Raw genomic sequence first — 15,755 nt, 5'->3', positions numbered from 1 at the left:
TGTAGAACAGGAGGCCGCCGGCGGCCGTGACATCGGCGAGTTATTGGACCGAGTTCGCGAACGCACCGCGGGTGACTTCAGCCCGGATTGTATCGCCTATTTTCTTATTGCCGCGGAGGTGTTTCGTTCCCTGACCGATATGGAGTTTGACTTGATTGCCTTCGTAGTCTTCGACCGTATACACGTCGCCTTGTATGCCCTTCACGGTGCCTCCGATCGTTTTCCATGCAGGCCCCGGCTTGGTGTCATGCTGTCCCGGCTTAGGGGCAGGGGATATTTCCGGCATGTGGCCCATCTCAGCCGCGGCGGACGCAGCCGACGATCGGCTGGATTTCTTCTGGCTCTTTGCCCATACTGGTGAGCCGATCAATGTGATGAACGCCAAGGCCATAATGGCGGCAGGGACGATTTTCTCACTCGTATTGCTCATGATGGACCTCCTTAACTGGAACGGAGAAGAGCCGTTCCCACTGTTCAGCAAGCCTTATGCCGCCGCCAGGAACGATACAGGCGCTGCCTTTTCAGCGATTTAGGGTTTCTATCAAGGGATAGCGTCCTAACGAGTCAGTCGGAATGGAAGAAAAACGGCAGCTGGTGTGCAAAACTGGTCAGCAAAAACCATCTGTGGACGTGACCTATCTGGCCTGGTGAGCGAGCATTCGCCGGTTCTTCATGCGATGCGCCTTGCAGCCATGTCCTGCCTCGCGCCGGCTTCTTTTAGCTCTGGTGGACCTGTGATGGCGATCCTGTCCTTGGCTTTCCTCCTGTCCGTGGTGGTCGGCTGTTCAACGGCTCCGAGGAGCTATCATCCCGGTCATCCCATCGACCCAACGCAAGTCTCACACGACCGTTTCGATGAAGTCTTGCGTGCTCACGTCAAAGATGGACTGGTGACATACGAAGCCATACGGACCGACCGGCGCTTTCACGAATATCTCGCCCAACTCGACCATGTAGATCCGGCCGGGCTGCCCACAGTCGGGGATCGCATCGCGTTTTGGATCAATGCGTACAATGCCTTTGCCATGAAAGGGATCGTGGATCGGTATTCGCCGATGACCCTCTGGGGCCGATATCGCTACTTCATCGCGCGGGAGTATCGGGTGGGAGGGAAAGCGATCAACCTCTACGATCTCGAACGCCGGATTCTGATTCCGTTTTCCGAGCCTAGAATTCACTTCGCGATCGTGTGCGCGTCTCTGTCATGTCCCAAATTGCAAGCCTGGGCTTACCGAAGCGACAGGCTTGAGGAGCAACTGGAGCAGGTGACGCGGGCCTTTGTGAACGACTCAAGCCGAAATCGATTCGATCGGGAGCGGCGAATCGCATATCTCTCGAAGATCTTCGAGTGGTTCGGCGACGATTTCGCCGCGCAGAGCGGCTCGGTCCAAGGTTTCGTCGGCCGTTACATTGACGACCCACAGTTGGCGAAGGAAGTCGCGGCGGCGCCGTATACCGTGAAGTATCTGGAGTACGATTGGAGTCTCAACGGGGTGCCGCCGGGAATGGACGACAATGCTGATTCATCCTCATGAGAACGTTCCGATTGCCAGACTCATGACGTTTCTCCAGCACGGAGAATGGATTGCACACGACTGTGCGCAACGGCAGGCCGGACTTATCGTCGATCCGGCAGCGCGCCGTTTTTTAACCGGCCAGGCTCGCCAGGAAGCGATGCATGCCGTGGTGTTTCAAGGTGTGATTGCGTGGCTGGCGCCACGGCATCTTGGCGATGCACCGTTTCTTCCCGCTCTTGAAGAGTATCGCCGGCTCCTTGATGAGGCGCTACAACAGAGACGGTTCCTCGAGAGCATTCTTGCGGAACAGGTCATTCTCGAAGGTTTGGGGGAGGCCATCCTCTTCCGGATCGAACAGGGCCTGGAGCGACGACATGCGCCGTTTGCGCGGCTGCGGCGGATACTGTTGCGCCAAGAAGAAGCTCATCATGGTTTCGGCCGTCGTCTCCTTGAACGCGCGATGGCCGCCGGCGAGTTGGACCGGGATGCCTTGCGGAGTCAGGCTCAACTCTATTTGGACTTGACTGAAGCGATGGTCCTGACCCTCTGCGACTTGTTCGATACGATTAACGAGGATGCGGCTATCTGGGCCGCCGATGTGCGGACGTTCCTGCCGGCCTGGGTTCTGGAATGATCTCTGTTATTATCCCCGCTTACAATGAAGAGCGAGCCTTGCCGGTGACGTTGCATCATCTGATGCAGCTTCCGGGCGAGTTTGAGGTGCTCCTCGTGGACGGTGGAAGCGGGGACCGTACCGTCGCCATTGCCTCGCGCATGACAGGCGTGAGAGTGCTCCATGCTCGAAAAGGGCGGGCAACGCAGATGAATGTTGGGGCGGCAGTCGCGCGAGGTGAATGGTTGCTCTTTTTGCACGCGGACACGTTACTTCCCGGAGAGGCGTTGGTGCGCGTGAACCGCTTGGAGGGAGAGCCAGCAGCCGAAGCCGGCGGATTCCTCCATCGGTTCTCGGGGACCGACTGGCGGCTACGAATGATTTCCTGGCTTGACAATTTCCGGTGCATGAGAAGCCGCATTATCTACGGGGATCAGGCGATGTTCGTGCGGCGGAGCCTATTCAATCGGCTCGGCGGATTTCCTGAAGTGCCGATTCTCGAAGATGTGGCCTTCTGCGAAAAACTTGTCCAAGTCACGACTCCCCTGTTGCTCTCCCCGCCGGTGATCACGGATGCCAGAAAGTTCCTGAAAATGGGGGTTTGGCGCAGCTTCGTCCGCGTGCTCTTAATTATTCTTCATGTGCAGTTTCATGTGCCGTTCCTTCCTCGCGCATTCTTTCGCGAAGTACGGTAAGCCGGAGCGATGGTGGGGCCGGTTTGCTCCACCGATCGATGCCGGGCGTGTCCTAATCTATGGGGTCCGCTCCGAACGCCCCTCTCCGGACGGCGCCGTTCTACTCCAACCCTCCGGCTGAAAAAAAGCAATCGTGTTGTCAACCACGCGAGGCCTCTATACGTTGGAACGGACGTTGGATGTTTCTTAACCAAGGAGGTCTCCATGACGATGATCAGCTGGTGTGCCGTAATCGCGTCTCTTCTTTTTGCCTCGATGGCCTATGCTCAGGCCGACATGCCGGTCGTCGATCGACGCCAAGCCAATCAGGAACAACGCGTCGATCGCGGTCTCGCGAGCGGGCAATTGACCGGTCGCGAGGCCAATCGATTGACCAACCAGCAGGAGCACATCAACAGGATGGAGGACAAAGCCAAGTCCGACGGCTTGGTCACGAAAAAGGAGCGGGCCAAATTGCATGCGGCGCAAGATCGCGCATCCCGCCACATCACCCGTGAGAAGCATGATCGCCAGGGGGTGCGGCGATAATAGAGCGCGATACACATCTTAAATAACCCTCCTCCTGATGCCCAGGCGTCGTTCCCTGGGCATCACGACATTGTATAACCGCACGATTATTTCGCCGCCGCCCGTACTTCACCATCGCCAGCCGGACTCAAACCGTACATTCATGACAAACGTTTCGCTGGGCCATGCCGGCAAAGTGAACCAGATGCGAAAAAATTGTTACAATGGCCGGCATGGACGTGATCACTACGCATGTGAATGCCGACTTCGACGGAGTTGCGTCGATGCTGGCGGCCCGCAAGCTCTATCCGGGGGCCCTCATCGTGTTATCGGGAGGGGCTCAAGAGGCGGTGCGGGGATTTCTTGAGGTCCATGACTTGGGCTTCACCAAACAGAAAGATCTTGCGCTGGATCAGGTGCGGCGCCTGATCGTCTGCGATGCCCAAGAACCCGAGCGACTGGGGGTGCTGAAGGAACTCTGGGACCGGCCTGGCGTGGAGGTGCATCTTTTCGATCACCATGTGGACGAGGAAGAATCGCCGGATAAACGAGGGCCGACCCGCGTGAGCCGGCACACCGTCGAGGCTGTCGGTGCGACCACGACGCTGTTAGTTGAGCGGCTCACCAAGGAACGCATCCCGATTACTCCGTTTGAAGCGACCGTCTTGGCGCTGGGCCTCTATGAAGAAACCGGCTCAATGGCATACGTGTCCACCACACCTCGCGATCTTCAGGCCGCAGCCGTTGTGTTGGAAGCGGGAGCCGATCTCAATATGGTCTCCGATACCCTGCGCCGCCCGTTGGACCCTGATTTGATTGCATTGCTCAATGATCTGCTGCGCTCCAGCGAAGTGCATTATCTGGAAGGACGAAAGCTGCTTCTTGCCGGCAGCGCGTATGACCGCTATACCGGCGATCTCGCCGAAGCGGTGCATCGCCTCGTGGAACTCAAGGATTTCGATGCCGTCATCGCGGCCATCGCGATGGATGACAAAATCCAGTTGATCGGCCGCAGCCGGCGTCCGGAGATCGATGTCGCGTGGATCGCGCGGGAGTTCGGCGGTGGGGGGCATGCGGTCGCCGCCGCCGCCAGCATCAAAGGGAAGACATTGGTCGAGGTACGGGAAGAGGTGGAACGGCTGCTCAAGGAACGGTATCGACCGACGCTGGCGGCCGAAGACGTCATGACCAGGCCGGTAAAGACTGCATGGGCCGACGAGACCGTGGAGCAGGCGGAACGAACGCTGACCAAGTATGGGATCAATGTGTTGCCGGTATTGGCGCAGGATAAGCGGTATCTCGGGGTCATTTCGCGAGAGATCGTGCAAAAAGCTCTGTTCCACCGACTCCACACGTCGCCGATCGAGGAATTTATCCAGCGAGACCAGTATACGGCGGTGCCGGACACTCCTTTCCGCGAAGTCGAGACCCGCATGCTGGAGCAGAACCAGCGATTCGTTCCCATCCTCAGCGGAGAGACGGTGGTCGGAGTGATCACCAGGACAGACCTGCTCCGAACACTGCATCATGATGTGTTGCAGGCAGCCCATGCACGGTCCAAACAGTCGAGCGGAACCATCGATACGCTTGTCCCGAGAACGCGACATGTGGGCGGGCACTTGCGTGATCGCTTGCCGGATCACGTGGTCATGCTGTTGCGGCAGGCCGGCGCATTGGCGGACCGGCTGAATATGTCCGCTTACGTCGTCGGTGGGTTTGTGCGGGATCTCCTGCTCGGCCTGCCCAATTTGGACGTCGATTTGGTGGTCGAAGGCGACGGGTTGATTTTTGCGCGGGCTTTGGCCGACGCGCTTCACGCCCGCGTGAAGGTACATGAGCGGTTCGGAACGGCGGTCGTGCTGCTGCCCGACGGTTTTAAATTGGATGTCGCCACGGCCAGGACGGAGTATTACGAGTATCCGACCGCGTTGCCGACCGTGGAGCAGAGTTCGATCAAAAAAGATTTGTATCGCCGCGATTTCACCATCAATACGCTGGCGGTCCGACTCAATAGTCGAGTCTTTGGGGAATTGATCGATTACTACGGCGGCCAACGGGATCTCAAGGAAGGGATCATCCGAGTCCTGCACAGCTTGAGCTTCATCGAGGATCCGACCCGCGTGTTTCGCGCGATCAGGTTTGCGCATCGCTTTGACTTTACGCTCGGGAAAGAGACGCTGGTTCTGATCAAAGGGGCCGTCAAGATGGAATTGTTTCACCGGCTGTCCGGCCATCGGCTCCTCGATGAATTGCGCCTGCTGTTTTCGGAACGCCGGCCGCGATCGGCCGTGGCCCGGCTGGGCGAGTTGGGTTTGTTGCGATTCATCCATCCCAAACTGGCGTGGTCGAGTAAGTTGGATCAACTGCTTCAAGGCATTGAAGAGGCGATGGATTGGTATAGGCTGCTGTTTCTCGATCGGAAGATTGAACCATGGCTGCCGTATGTGATGGCTTTGATGAATGTGCTTCCCGATCGCGCGGTTATCGAGACGCTGAAGCGCTTTGCCTTCAGCGAAGCCGAATCGGAACGCATCAAGGCCGCCCGCTTCCGGATCAAGGAGACCGTGCGTTTGTTAAGCAAGCGACCGGCTCCGCGTCCGGCCGAGACGTTTCGAGTCCTGACCGATTGGGCGGACGAGCCGCTCGTCTATCTGATGGGAATGACGAAATCCGAAGCAATCAAGCGGCAGGTGTCCGCCTTCCTCACAACGTATCAACAGGTGGCGCCGTCACTCACCGGTGCGGATCTCAACGCAATGGGATTGAAACCAGGGCCGCAATACAAACGGATCCTGTCTCGATTGATGGACGCCCGCTTGAACGGAGAGGTGACGAGCGACGCGGAAGAACGGGCAATGGCCGCGCGTCTCGTTAAAGGGTCCCGAGCGACTCAGAGTTGAGCCAGGCGCGCATCGGATTCGATCTTGCCGAACACATCGTTCCACGACGCCCTCACCGCCTTCTTGATCGGCGGTTGATCATCCTCCGGGGAGTTGCGCGACACGGGACCGATCGCCTTTCCTAATCCCGAATAGTGCGTGAGGGCTCTGCCGCTTTGCGGATCCGACAGGACGGCTTCCGTCCTCGCAACATAGGTATGGTTAAATTTGAATCCAACTCCCGGATCGATGTAGACGAATACGTGCAAAGTCAGCACAATGTCGGTTGGCTCTTTCCCGTTCACCCGTCGAAAGGTTTGCCGCGCGATGACGTAATCCAGCACCGCCGCTTCCCACTGTTCCGGGGACAGAGACAAAACAGAACCGGCAGGAGCGATGAAGTTTTGGAGGCGAGGATCCGTTTTCAATGTGGCGCCCGGTTCGACGGCATAGGCGGAAAGACCGGCAAGCCGTATCGTCGCACTATAGGGCAAGGGATGTTGGGTCGGCACGACAGAAGCGGGAAGAACCGACAAGGAAGGAACCGATGGAAACTGACAGGCGATCAACAAAAGCCCGACGGCTGCCACCGTCCAGATGCGGACCGATCGGCAGCTTTTGCATGGCGGGGTATCCGGTCGCATATGATCCCTGGGAGACCAGAATGACTGTCGCTGCCTTTTAGCCTACAGTCCGCGGCGTTTTTGCGCAACACCGGTGGATGAGTGCATAGCCTTGCAGGCTGTTGAAAAACTATTTTCGAGGTTACTTGAAATAGTCGCTGTACTCTTTTCTGGGACACAACACTAGGAGGGAACGAAACGAAAGGTGGCGTCACCCATAACTCATGCCGTCGTGGCGGTCTCGCTGGCGACGGCTTGGAACCGTCCTAAATCCGATTGGAGATTCCTCGCAGTAGGTGTCCTCTGTGCGGAGATTCCGGACATCGATGTCCTGACATTTTGGTTCGGGGTGCCCTATGGTTCTCTCTGGGGCCATCGCGGCCTGACTCACTCATTGCTGTTCGCCGCGGCCTTTGCCGCTGTCATGGCTCGCGTCACGAGCGATTCGAAAGAGACGGGCAGGGAACGATTTTCGCGATGGAGCTACTTTTTTCTCGCCACCGCATCGCATGGACTTGGTGATGCAGTGACCGACGGCGGACTGGGTGTGGCGTTATTCGCGCCCTTCGATACGACCCGGTACTTCTTTCCTTTCCGACCGATCGTGGTGTCCCCGCTGCACTGGAATGTGTTTTTCTCGACGGTCGGTCTTCGGGTCTTGCTCAGCGAAGCGCTCTGGATTTGGCCGCCATGCCTGTTGTTTGCCGTCGTTTCCATCGGAATACGCCGAATTCCGCATTCTGCGAGGCGTAATCCGGAATAGAAGGCGATGATTCTAGCCGGCGGAGAGAGCTTATGGAAAGGCGCAGAAGAAAGAACTACCGATAAAAAAGCGGCGCGAAAATATCACGCAACCGGTTCGGCCGGCTGAAGTTCGGCTTCATCCAGGAGGGGCTTGGCCGTGCCCGTTACGCTGGTAATCCCGTCATAGACCCGACGGGCTGCTTCCGACCATTCCGGATTGAACGGGCGACCCGTAAAGGCCGCTTCGGCTGCCTTCTTCTCATCATAGGTGAGCGCGCGGCTTGTCGCTTCGCTATCCATGGTTTAATGATAGATCCGTTCCCTGCGATGTCAAGGAGGGGCGAGGTTGTTCGCGAGGGACGTGGCGGGAAATCAGGTCCCGCAGGGCGGGATCGGAGGCAGAAGCCGGTCAAGTTCCTCTCGCTCCGACCGACAGAGGAGAACAGCCTCTTCAACGGTGGTCAACAGGAACGTCATCTGATCGCCCGGTCCGAGTTGTCCTGCCTGCGCTATGTCGGCTGTAATGACCGACGCGATCTTGAGATAGCCTCCCGTCGTCTGACAATCCGCCATCAACAGGATCGGTTGTTGATCGGCCGGTATTTGAATCGTCCCGGCCGCTGTGGCGTCCGATATCATATCGGCGGCTTTGAGATGCGGGACCGGCGTCCCGCTCAGACGGTAGCCCATCCGGTTCGAATCCGCCGTGACGACATAGCGGCTCGCGAGAAACATACTCAGTGCGCCGAAGGAAAACGATTCGGCTTGCGGGCCTCGGATAACACGGAGCGCAGGACAAACGGGATAGAGGGGTTGCGCTTCGACCGGGAATTGCCGTGAGGCGGACGTCCGTGATGTGCGCGGTATGTGCCCGAAATGAAGCTGATCGCCTCGGCCGAGAGGCCGGCCATCAAGCCCTCCGATCCCGGCGCGGGCATCCGTTGACCGGCTGCCGAAAATCATGGGTAGGTCGAGGCCTCCGCTGAAACAGACGTAGGCACGCGATCCCTGGCGGCGCCGGCCGAAGCGTAGGGTATCGCCTGAAGAGGCCGCGACGGCGGTCCACATCGGGAGTGTCTCGCCGTTCAAAGTGGGAGAAAGGTCCGCTCCGGTGATGGCGAGCAGCGTTCCCCGAGTTAATTCCAGTTCAGGACCTTGCAAGGTCACCTCGAGTCCCGCCGCTCCATCCGGGTTGCCGACCAATCGATTGCCGATTCTTAATGCTGTCCGATCCATCGCTCCGCTGACCGATACCCCGTAGCGCTGATAGCCGACGCGGCCAAGGTCCTGGACCGTCGTAAACAATCCGGGGCGGAGAACCAGGACACCAGGCGGCTTACACATCGGCACGGTCGAGGCGCCTTAGGGAAATACCGGCCGCCGTCAGGGCTGCCCATATGGCGCGGGCCAAATGCACTGCTCCCGGCGTATCGGCGTGCAGGCAGATTGTTTCGCTCTTGAGATCGCAGGCAGGACCTTCCACACTCCGGACCCGGCCATGGTGAACGAGGTCTTGGAGTCGCGAGAGGACGGCCTGTTCCTCGGTGAGGATCGCATTGGGCTCGTTTCGGGAGACCAGCCGGCCGTCCTGGTGGTATGCGCGATCGACAAACGCCTCCGCTGCCACTCGAAGTCCGAGTTCTTTTCCGGCATCGAGCAGTTGGGAGCCGGCTAATCCGACAAGAATGAGACTGCGATCGACCGCAGCTACGGCTCGCGCCGCGGCGAGCGCCCATTCGGGATCGCGTGCGGCCATGTTATACAGCGCGCCGTGCAGTTTCACGTGAGACAAGGTAATTCCTTCCAACTTGGCGATCGCCCGGAGCGCGCCGATTTGATAGACCACTATGGTTTCAATCGAGGACGCCGGCCAATGGTGTTCCGATCTGCCGAACGAGCCGCGATCGGGGAAGCCGGGATGGGCGCCGACTGCACGGCCTCGTTGTGCCGCGAATCTGAGTGTGTCTCGCATCAGGTCCGGAGAGCCGGCATGCAGGCCGCAGGCGATATTGACGGACGTGACATGGTCGATCATGTGACGTTCCACGTCCAACTGTTCAGGGGTGGCGGCCTCACCCACATCACAGTTGAGGTCGATATGGCTGAGAGATCGATTCATTGGATCACCGGGATCACGCATATAGCCGGGCCCAGAGAACGGGCTAGCCGTCATCCGATTTACCGCGTCGCCCGCCGCGCCGGTCGTTTCTGACTGTCCTCTAAACGTCCATGGAACTCCTGCCGATCAATGGCGACGAATCTGACCTGGTCGCCCGCTTTCAATAGAAACGGCTCCGGTCCGTGAAGATCGCATATTCGGGTGGGAGTCCGGCCGATAATACGCCATCCTCCCGGGCTGTCGTACGGATAAATACCGGTCTGATGTCCGGCGATCCCTATTGATCCGGCCGGGACCAGCTTGCGCGGGGTGGGTAATCTCGGCCGGGCGATCCGTCGGGGCACCAAGCCGAGATAGGGAAATCCCGGCGCAAAGCCCAGCATGTAGACTCGGTACGTCACCGAGGCATGCAACGTGATGACCTCCTCGATTGTGAGCTTGGCTTCAGCGGCGACCGCTTCGAGGTCCGGAGCCACGGACGGGTCATAGAAGACGGGCAACGTGACGGATTTGGAATGCCGGCGCGGCGCATTCATGGAGCCGGTTGCTGCGCGCGATAAGATGGCGCCGACCGATTCCCTGTCGGTCATTGCCGGGTCGAAATAGACCGTGACGGATCGATAAGCTGGGACGACTTCGAGCTGACCAGGAAAGGGCTTCCGGTCCAGTGCTCTCATGCAAGCGAGCACGCGGTTGTGAATCGCCGGGTCAATCTGCTCGCCGAATTCGATGGTGAGCCCGGAATCACCCAGAGGCAGAATGCGAGGAAAGCGAGGCATGGTAATCACCGATCTGATTCAATTGCTGCCCTCAAGCGGCGTGATATTCCCTCAATCCGGCAACGGCTTGCCTTTGGTTTCCGGCGCGAATGGCAAGACCGCGAGCCCAAGCAGGTAAATGAGTGCAATGCTGGCGGCCGCCTCATTGAATGATCCGAGCGCCGCCACAAGCGAGCCGGTCACGAACGGGGAGGCCGATGCCAACACACGCCCCGCGTTGAAGCAGAAGCCTGCGCCGGTCGCCCGCAACCGTGTGGGATAGAGCTCCGGCAGGTAAATCGGAAAGCCGCTGAAGATCCCGTTATTGAAAAAACCTAAAATCGGGAGCAACAGCAAGACTCCAAGGTACGTCTGTGGCACCAGATAGACGAGCGGCAACATGATCAAGCTCCCGGCGCACATCACGCCGAAAATCGGCCGCCGGCCGAACCGATCGGCCAAGGGTCCAAACCCCAGGTACCCGCACAAGGCTCCCACATTCAGCGCCATAATTGCATAACTCACATATTCAGCAAGGGCTGCGGCATTTTCGCCCTGCAAGTCCGGCAGTTCTCTGACCAACGTCGGAACCCAATTGGTTGCGCCCCACAGGCCGAAGACGGCGACGAAAGCCAGGATGGATCCGACCCATGTCCCGCGGCGTAACGAAGGCGCGAAGAGTTCGGCCAGCTGAAACAGGCCGGCTCGCGCCGCCGGCATGTTGCGATCGTGCGCCCGCACCCATCGATCCGGCTCCTTGACTGACCAGCGTACGAGCAGGGCGACAAATGCGGGCAGCACTCCCACGAGAAACAAGATTCGCCAGCCATAGTTTTTCAGCAGCAAATTGGCGATCGCCGCGAGGAAGAATCCGACCGCCCATGCGGACTGAAGAATGCCGGCGGCCTTCGCCCGCTTTTCCTCAGGCCAGGTCTCGGCCACAATGGCGGCGCCTGCCGCCCACTCACCGCCGATTCCCAATGCCGTCAGAAATCGATAGAGCGCCAGGTGCCACCAGTCCTGGGATAAGGCGGCCAGGCCGGTAAAGACGGCATAGATCAAGATCGTTGCGATCAGCGTTTTCGTCCGGCCAAGATAATCCGCGACGATGCCGAAACAGATGCCGCCGATGGCCCAGCCGATCAGAAAAATAGAGAAAATCAATCCGCCGTACCAGCCGATGGCTTGATCGGAGACCGGAGCGGCCGCCGCGCTCCCTGACAGGAGATCATGCAACGCCGGGTGCAAGACGATGGCGTAAATCGTCGCATCCATCGCGTCGAAGACCCAACCGAGCCAAGCGACGAACAGGACGAGCCATTGGTAGGAGGTGATGCCACGGCGCCACCGCATCATGTCATGGAATGCTCCGGAAAGCGGAGCCAGGCTACGGAGGTTGCCGCCCCGGTGTCAAGATGAATGCGCCCGATCACGCATGCTATAGTTCAGCCGATTACATCATGGCTCGACGATACAACTATTACACGATCCTCGGCGTCTCCAGCGAAGCGTCGGAAGAAGACATCAAGAAAGCCTATCGCCGATTGGTGTTTCAGCATCATCCCGACCGCAACCCGGACAACGCCCATGCGGAGGACAAGATCCGGGAGATCAATGCGGCCTACGAAGTCATCGGGGATGCCGAGCGGCGGAAGACGTATGACCGGTTGCAATGGGGCGATGAGCCCCGTGAAGAAGCGGCGAGTCCGGCCTTCATTCTTGACGAGATGGAGAAGAAGCTCTTCGACGAAGGACGCAAGGAGGTGTTCGCCGTCCTCATGAAGAATATTTCCCGCGTCAAGACCGAGCTTGCGGTCATTCGTGAGCGGACAGTGGCGCAACAGGGCTATGATTCCTTTAAGGAGTCGATCATACAGGAGCGTGGGGCCGAGGCCATGGAGGAGTTCGTGACCCCGGAAATGCAGCAACGCAAACAACGACTACTGGAAGTGGCGATTCAGATGATGGTGTCCCAAGGAGTCGTGCGGCAGGGGGATGAGTCCGGAATCAGATCACTTCGCGGACGCCTGGAGGAGGTGTACGGGAGGGGACGAGTCAGCGGTTTTACCGGGGCTCTCGAACTGCTCTACGAAAGACGATAGATTGCAATGAAAAATGAGGAATGTGGAACGAGAAATGTAAGGTGCACTCCTAATTCCTAATTCCTAATTCATCAGTCAGTCCTCCTGCCACAAATTGCCCGTTCCGCATGACGCCGGCGAGTCGGTCCTTTCTCATCAAAAGCCCGAGCCGGCGCAGAGGATCGCCGTCGATAATCAAGAGATCCGCCGCTTTGCCCGCTTCAATCGTGCCCACGTCACGCTCAATTCCCAGCAGGCGAGCCGCAGCCGACGTCGCGGCGATGATGGCCTCCATCGAGGTCATTCCCAGACGAACCATACGCTCCAGTTCCTGCGCATTCTCGCCATGATAATTGAACGGGGTGCCGGCATCCGTTCCGAGGGCGATGGGCAGGCCCCCTTCATGGGCCAGCGTGAAACTCCGCTCATGTCGTTTCACCATATGCCGTGCTTTCTTGACGGCGCTCAGCGGAATGCCGCATCCGGTTCCACAGCCGGCGGTCGTGGCCAGCGCGGACAGAGTCGGCACCATGTAAACATGCTGCCGCTTCATCATGGCCCGGGCTTCGTCATCCATTAAGGTGGCATGTTCGATCGAATGGACCCCGGCCCGCAGGGCATTCTTCATGCCGGTCGCGCCATGCGCATGAGCGGCGACGCGCCGTCCCTGCCGCGCGGCCTCGTCAACCGCCGCGCGCAACTCTTCTACCGTCATCTGCGCCTCGTCTGGCGAGGTGCCCGGCGTCAGCACTCCGCCGGAGGCGATGACCTTGATGACCTCCGCGCCCGCCGCCAGTTGCTCACGCACGGCGGCACGGACCGCCTTGACGCCGGCCGTTTCACGGCCGATAAATCGGGCATGGCCGCCCGGCATGCAGATCGCCAGCCCGGCAGCGAGGATGCGCGGCCCTCTAACCATGCCGGCGGCGATCGCCTGTTGAAGCGCGAAAACGGAATGGTCGCGAAACCCCAGGTCTCGGACCGTGGTGAAGCCGGCCTCTATGGTGCGGCGTGCGGCCTGAGCCGCCTTGAGAAGGGTCAACTGCGACGATTCCGCCTCAATAGTGCCGACGACATCCGGTTCACCGCCTAGGCACAGATGAACGTGGCAGTCGATCAAGCCGGGCAGGAGGGTCAACCCGCGGCCGTCCACGCGTCGAGCGCCTTTCGGCATGCGCGCCTCGCGACTATCTCCGACGGCGGTGATCCGGGCGTCGTGAATGAGTACGGTTCCCCTCGGCCGATTGCCGCCGAGGCCGTCGAGGATGCGGACATTGGTGATCGCCAACACCATCCGGCTTACTCGCTGAGCGGAATGGTGATGATGATGCCGCCCATGACATCGTTCAATTTGTAATCCCGCCGAGGGCTGTTGGCGTGGGAATTGTGACAGGTGACACAGCTTTCGGAAACGGCGCGGTCCGCGTAAATAGCCTGGAAGTATCGATTTCCCGATTGCTGGATGAATCCGGTGAACGGCTTGTCCGAGTCCTTGTTGAGCGCTTCGAGGCCGCGCCGCTCGAATTCACTGTTCGGGCCGTTCCATACATAGATAGGAGTCAAGCTGGCCAGACGGAAGCTGAATTTGAGATCTTTTTGCGCGGCGAGCCGGCCGGATTCCAACAGAAATTGAGCGGGCAGCGGGAGCCCGCGCTCTTCCTTCCAGTGCTCGACCGCTTCAACGACGCCTTGCCGATGCATCTTATCCACGACATTTTGCGTGTAGTTGGCGCGATTCGCTTCGATGACGGCATGCAGAAAGCTCGTGACCTTTTCGGGGCGCAGCAATTCCGGTTTCTGGGATTCCGCGATGAACAAGGCCAGGATCCAATATGTGACCGCCACGGTAAAGCCGAAGATCGCCGCTGCAACAATCCAGATCGTGCTTCTACTCATGCAGGGCTCCGTATTGATTCCCGGGGCGCGCGGAACGCTTGCACCGCTGCCTGGACGGCGATGCCGGGATTCATCAGCCAGCGGGACCGTGCAAAGACGTCTTCCAGCGCGTTGAGCAATGTGAGGACATGAGCCTGCTGCGATGATTCACCCATCAGTCCGATACGCCACGCGTTTCCTTTGAGCGGGCCCAGCCCGCCGCCGATTTCAATGCCGTATTCCTGCAGCAAGATACCTCTGGTGGCGGCCTCGTCGATATGGTCCGGCAGGTGCACGCAGCTCAACATAGGAAGTTGATGTTCGTCAGCGGGAAGCGGGAGCAGACCCAGTTCCGTGAGGCCCGCGGCAAGCGCAACGCTGTTGGCCTGGTGACGCGCGAAGCGGGCCGGAAGTCCCTCTTCGTGGACCAGACGCAGGGCCTCACGCAGTGCATACAGCATGGAAATCGGCGCGGTATGGTGATAAACGCGTTTGCCTTCCGTCCAGTACTCCGAGACGAGCATCAGATCGAAGTACCAGCTCCGGCAGGGCGTTTTTCTCCGCCGCATCACTTCGAATGCGCGCGGACTCACGGTCAGCGGCGCCAACCCTGGCGGACAACTCAAACACTTCTGAGTGGCGCTATAGCAGACATCAATGCCCCAAGCATCCACTTCCAGCGGCATGCCTGCCAGCGAGGTGACGGCGTCCACGATCAGGAGAGCGCCGTATTCGCGGCACAGCGCGCCCACTCCCTCCAGCGGTTGGGAGACTCCGGTCGAGGTTTCGGCATGGACCAAGGCGACAGCTTTAATGCGGCCGGCTTTCGACATCGTCGCACGCAAGATATCCCGGTCGATAATGCCGCCCCACGGCGTTTCGACCCGCAAGGCATGACCGCCGCAACGCTCCACCATGGACGCCAGCCGACCGCCGAAGGCCCCATGAATCCCAACTACGACGGTATCCCCCGGTTCAATGACGTTGACGATGGCCGCTTCCATGCCGGCCGAGCCGGTGCCCGACACGGCGAGCGTGAGCGGGTTGCTCGTTCGAAAGGTGTTCCGCAATAACTCCTGGATCTCGTCCATCATTGTGAGAAACGCCGGATCGAGATGCCCTATGAGCGGAAGAGAAAGGGCTCGCAACACGCGTGGGTGCACCAAGCTGGGGCCTGGGCCTAACAGAAGACGACTGGGTGGGGAAAAGTCTGTTGCTGCGGTTGGCGCGTCCATGAACGTTGTTTAAAGGGCCATCACACCAGAGAGCCGGCCATAGTGGACGTGGAGACCCAGAGTTGGTGTCAGATAGGGCAGTAGTATAACGAAACTCGGGACGTTCATC

Annotated in this window: 16 protein-coding genes and 1 pseudogene; 7 read left to right on the top strand and 10 right to left on the bottom strand. The window is 59.3% G+C overall.

The genetic code is table 11. From position 1 onward, the window contains the following. Window positions 1-40 precede the first annotated feature (40 nt). Window positions 41-430 carry a hypothetical protein gene (locus ACWGXE_RS16605; protein WP_447599103.1) on the bottom strand — a complete coding sequence of 130 codons (390 nt, stop codon included), beginning with the start codon at window positions 428-430 and terminating at the stop codon, window positions 41-43. Between the two features lie 307 nt (window positions 431-737). On the opposite strand from ACWGXE_RS16605, the gene ACWGXE_RS16600 reads away from it, so the two are divergent. The 5 genes from ACWGXE_RS16600 (at window position 738) to ACWGXE_RS16580 (ending at window position 6,232) form a co-directional block, all read left to right on the top strand. Next, window positions 738-1,535: a DUF547 domain-containing protein gene (locus ACWGXE_RS16600; RefSeq protein WP_447599102.1), complete on the top strand. Its 798-nt coding sequence runs from the start codon at window positions 738-740 to the stop codon at window positions 1,533-1,535. Beyond that, the gene (locus ACWGXE_RS16595) at window positions 1,516-2,151 is read left to right on the top strand and encodes a hypothetical protein (RefSeq protein WP_447599101.1); all 636 of its coding nucleotides are present in this window, start codon (window positions 1,516-1,518) and stop codon (window positions 2,149-2,151) included. Before ACWGXE_RS16600 ends, ACWGXE_RS16595 begins: the two co-directional genes overlap by 20 nt. Further along, entirely contained in the window at window positions 2,148-2,825 is a 678-nt protein-coding gene (locus ACWGXE_RS16590; RefSeq protein ID WP_447599100.1) for a TIGR04283 family arsenosugar biosynthesis glycosyltransferase, read from the top strand. Before ACWGXE_RS16595 ends, ACWGXE_RS16590 begins: the two co-directional genes overlap by 4 nt. Before the next feature lie 204 nt (window positions 2,826-3,029). Further along, window positions 3,030-3,353: a hypothetical protein gene (locus ACWGXE_RS16585; RefSeq protein WP_447599099.1), complete on the top strand. Its 324-nt coding sequence runs from the start codon at window positions 3,030-3,032 to the stop codon at window positions 3,351-3,353. A 212-nt stretch (window positions 3,354-3,565) separates the two neighbouring features. Then, complete coding sequence (locus ACWGXE_RS16580; protein WP_447599098.1) at window positions 3,566-6,232, top strand: CBS domain-containing protein; 2,667 nt, start codon at window positions 3,566-3,568, stop codon at window positions 6,230-6,232. Here the strand turns inward: ACWGXE_RS16580 and ACWGXE_RS16575 are convergent. Then, window positions 6,223-6,855: a hypothetical protein gene (locus ACWGXE_RS16575; protein ID WP_447599096.1), complete on the bottom strand. Its 633-nt coding sequence runs from the start codon at window positions 6,853-6,855 to the stop codon at window positions 6,223-6,225. The genes ACWGXE_RS16580 and ACWGXE_RS16575 overlap by 10 nt on opposite strands. A 184-nt stretch (window positions 6,856-7,039) precedes the next feature. Between ACWGXE_RS16575 and ACWGXE_RS16570 the strand changes: the two genes are divergently transcribed. Next, a complete protein-coding gene (locus ACWGXE_RS16570) occupies window positions 7,040-7,597 on the top strand; it encodes a metal-dependent hydrolase (RefSeq protein WP_447599095.1) in 558 nt (185 codons plus the stop codon). An 83-nt stretch (window positions 7,598-7,680) separates the two neighbouring features. Here ACWGXE_RS16570 and ACWGXE_RS16565 read toward each other — a convergent pair whose 3' ends face one another. The 5 genes from ACWGXE_RS16565 to ACWGXE_RS16545 all read right to left on the bottom strand — a co-directional run bounded on the left by ACWGXE_RS16565 (window position 7,681) and on the right by ACWGXE_RS16545 (window position 11,811). After that, window positions 7,681-7,878, bottom strand: a complete 198-nt coding sequence (locus ACWGXE_RS16565) for a hypothetical protein (RefSeq protein ID WP_447599094.1) — start codon at window positions 7,876-7,878, stop codon at window positions 7,681-7,683. A 72-nt stretch (window positions 7,879-7,950) separates the two neighbouring features. Then, a complete protein-coding gene (locus tag ACWGXE_RS16560; RefSeq protein ID WP_447603767.1) occupies window positions 7,951-8,922 on the bottom strand; it encodes a 5-oxoprolinase subunit C family protein in 972 nt (323 codons plus the stop codon). Beyond that, on the bottom strand, window positions 8,915-9,697 hold the full coding sequence (locus ACWGXE_RS16555; protein WP_447599093.1) for a LamB/YcsF family protein: 783 nt from the start codon (window positions 9,695-9,697) through the stop codon (window positions 8,915-8,917). The genes ACWGXE_RS16560 and ACWGXE_RS16555 overlap by 8 nt, the downstream gene beginning before the upstream one ends. Window positions 9,698-9,756: 59 nt before the next feature. Next, window positions 9,757-10,476, bottom strand: coding sequence for a 5-oxoprolinase subunit PxpB (gene pxpB / locus ACWGXE_RS16550; protein ID WP_447599092.1), 720 nt, complete (start codon window positions 10,474-10,476; stop codon window positions 9,757-9,759). Window positions 10,477-10,527: 51 nt separating this feature from the next. Further along, complete coding sequence (locus ACWGXE_RS16545) at window positions 10,528-11,811, bottom strand: MFS transporter (RefSeq protein ID WP_447599091.1); 1,284 nt, start codon at window positions 11,809-11,811, stop codon at window positions 10,528-10,530. Between the two features lie 104 nt (window positions 11,812-11,915). On the opposite strand from ACWGXE_RS16545, the pseudogene ACWGXE_RS16540 reads away from it, so the two are divergent. Then, a pseudogene (locus ACWGXE_RS16540) lies at window positions 11,916-12,125 on the top strand (DnaJ domain-containing protein); the annotation flags it as partial. A 481-nt stretch (window positions 12,126-12,606) separates the two neighbouring features. Here the strand turns inward: ACWGXE_RS16540 and ACWGXE_RS16535 are convergent. From ACWGXE_RS16535 to ACWGXE_RS16525, 3 genes are read right to left on the bottom strand one after another with little or no spacing between them, the layout of a single operon-like run. After that, entirely contained in the window at window positions 12,607-13,830 is a 1,224-nt protein-coding gene (locus tag ACWGXE_RS16535; protein WP_447599090.1) for an amidohydrolase family protein, read from the bottom strand. Between the two features lie 5 nt (window positions 13,831-13,835). Next, window positions 13,836-14,432, bottom strand: coding sequence for a Tll0287-like domain-containing protein (locus tag ACWGXE_RS16530; RefSeq protein WP_447599089.1), 597 nt, complete (start codon window positions 14,430-14,432; stop codon window positions 13,836-13,838). Next, window positions 14,429-15,505 carry a pyridoxal-phosphate-dependent aminotransferase family protein gene (locus tag ACWGXE_RS16525; RefSeq protein ID WP_447599088.1) on the bottom strand — a complete coding sequence of 359 codons (1,077 nt, stop codon included), beginning with the start codon at window positions 15,503-15,505 and terminating at the stop codon, window positions 14,429-14,431. Before ACWGXE_RS16525 ends, ACWGXE_RS16530 begins: the two co-directional genes overlap by 4 nt. Window positions 15,506-15,755 lie beyond the last annotated feature (250 nt).

It is taken from the genome of Nitrospira sp. Nam80, from assembly GCF_965152575.1.
The sequence above is the reverse complement of the archived record's forward strand: the minus strand, read 5'-3'. Positions and strand labels throughout refer to the sequence as shown.

Bases quoted from the DNA above. Each gene is read 5' to 3' on its own strand.
- ACWGXE_RS16530 (WP_447599089.1), bottom strand. From the start codon at position 14,432: ATGAGTAGAAGCACGATCTGGATTGTTGCAGCGGCGATCTTCGGCTTT.
- ACWGXE_RS16580 (WP_447599098.1), top strand. From the start codon at position 3,566: ATGGACGTGATCACTACGCATGTGAATGCCGACTTCGACGGAGTTGCG.
- ACWGXE_RS16585 (WP_447599099.1), top strand. From the start codon at position 3,030: ATGACGATGATCAGCTGGTGTGCCGTAATCGCGTCTCTTCTTTTTGCC.
- ACWGXE_RS16600 (WP_447599102.1), top strand. From the start codon at position 738: ATGGCGATCCTGTCCTTGGCTTTCCTCCTGTCCGTGGTGGTCGGCTGT.
- ACWGXE_RS16590 (WP_447599100.1), top strand. From the start codon at position 2,148: ATGATCTCTGTTATTATCCCCGCTTACAATGAAGAGCGAGCCTTGCCG.
- ACWGXE_RS16535 (WP_447599090.1), bottom strand. From the start codon at position 13,830: ATGGTGTTGGCGATCACCAATGTCCGCATCCTCGACGGCCTCGGCGGC.
- ACWGXE_RS16525 (WP_447599088.1), bottom strand. From the start codon at position 15,505: ATGATGGACGAGATCCAGGAGTTATTGCGGAACACCTTTCGAACGAGC.
- ACWGXE_RS16575 (WP_447599096.1), bottom strand. From the start codon at position 6,855: ATGCGACCGGATACCCCGCCATGCAAAAGCTGCCGATCGGTCCGCATC.
- pxpB (WP_447599092.1), bottom strand. From the start codon at position 10,476: ATGCCTCGCTTTCCTCGCATTCTGCCTCTGGGTGATTCCGGGCTCACC.
- ACWGXE_RS16560 (WP_447603767.1), bottom strand. From the start codon at position 8,922: ATGTGTAAGCCGCCTGGTGTCCTGGTTCTCCGCCCCGGATTGTTTACG.
- ACWGXE_RS16545 (WP_447599091.1), bottom strand. From the start codon at position 11,811: ATGATGCGGTGGCGCCGTGGCATCACCTCCTACCAATGGCTCGTCCTG.
- ACWGXE_RS16595 (WP_447599101.1), top strand. From the start codon at position 1,516: ATGCTGATTCATCCTCATGAGAACGTTCCGATTGCCAGACTCATGACG.
- ACWGXE_RS16555 (WP_447599093.1), bottom strand. From the start codon at position 9,697: ATGAATCGATCTCTCAGCCATATCGACCTCAACTGTGATGTGGGTGAG.
- ACWGXE_RS16605 (WP_447599103.1), bottom strand. From the start codon at position 430: ATGAGCAATACGAGTGAGAAAATCGTCCCTGCCGCCATTATGGCCTTG.
- ACWGXE_RS16565 (WP_447599094.1), bottom strand. From the start codon at position 7,878: ATGGATAGCGAAGCGACAAGCCGCGCGCTCACCTATGATGAGAAGAAG.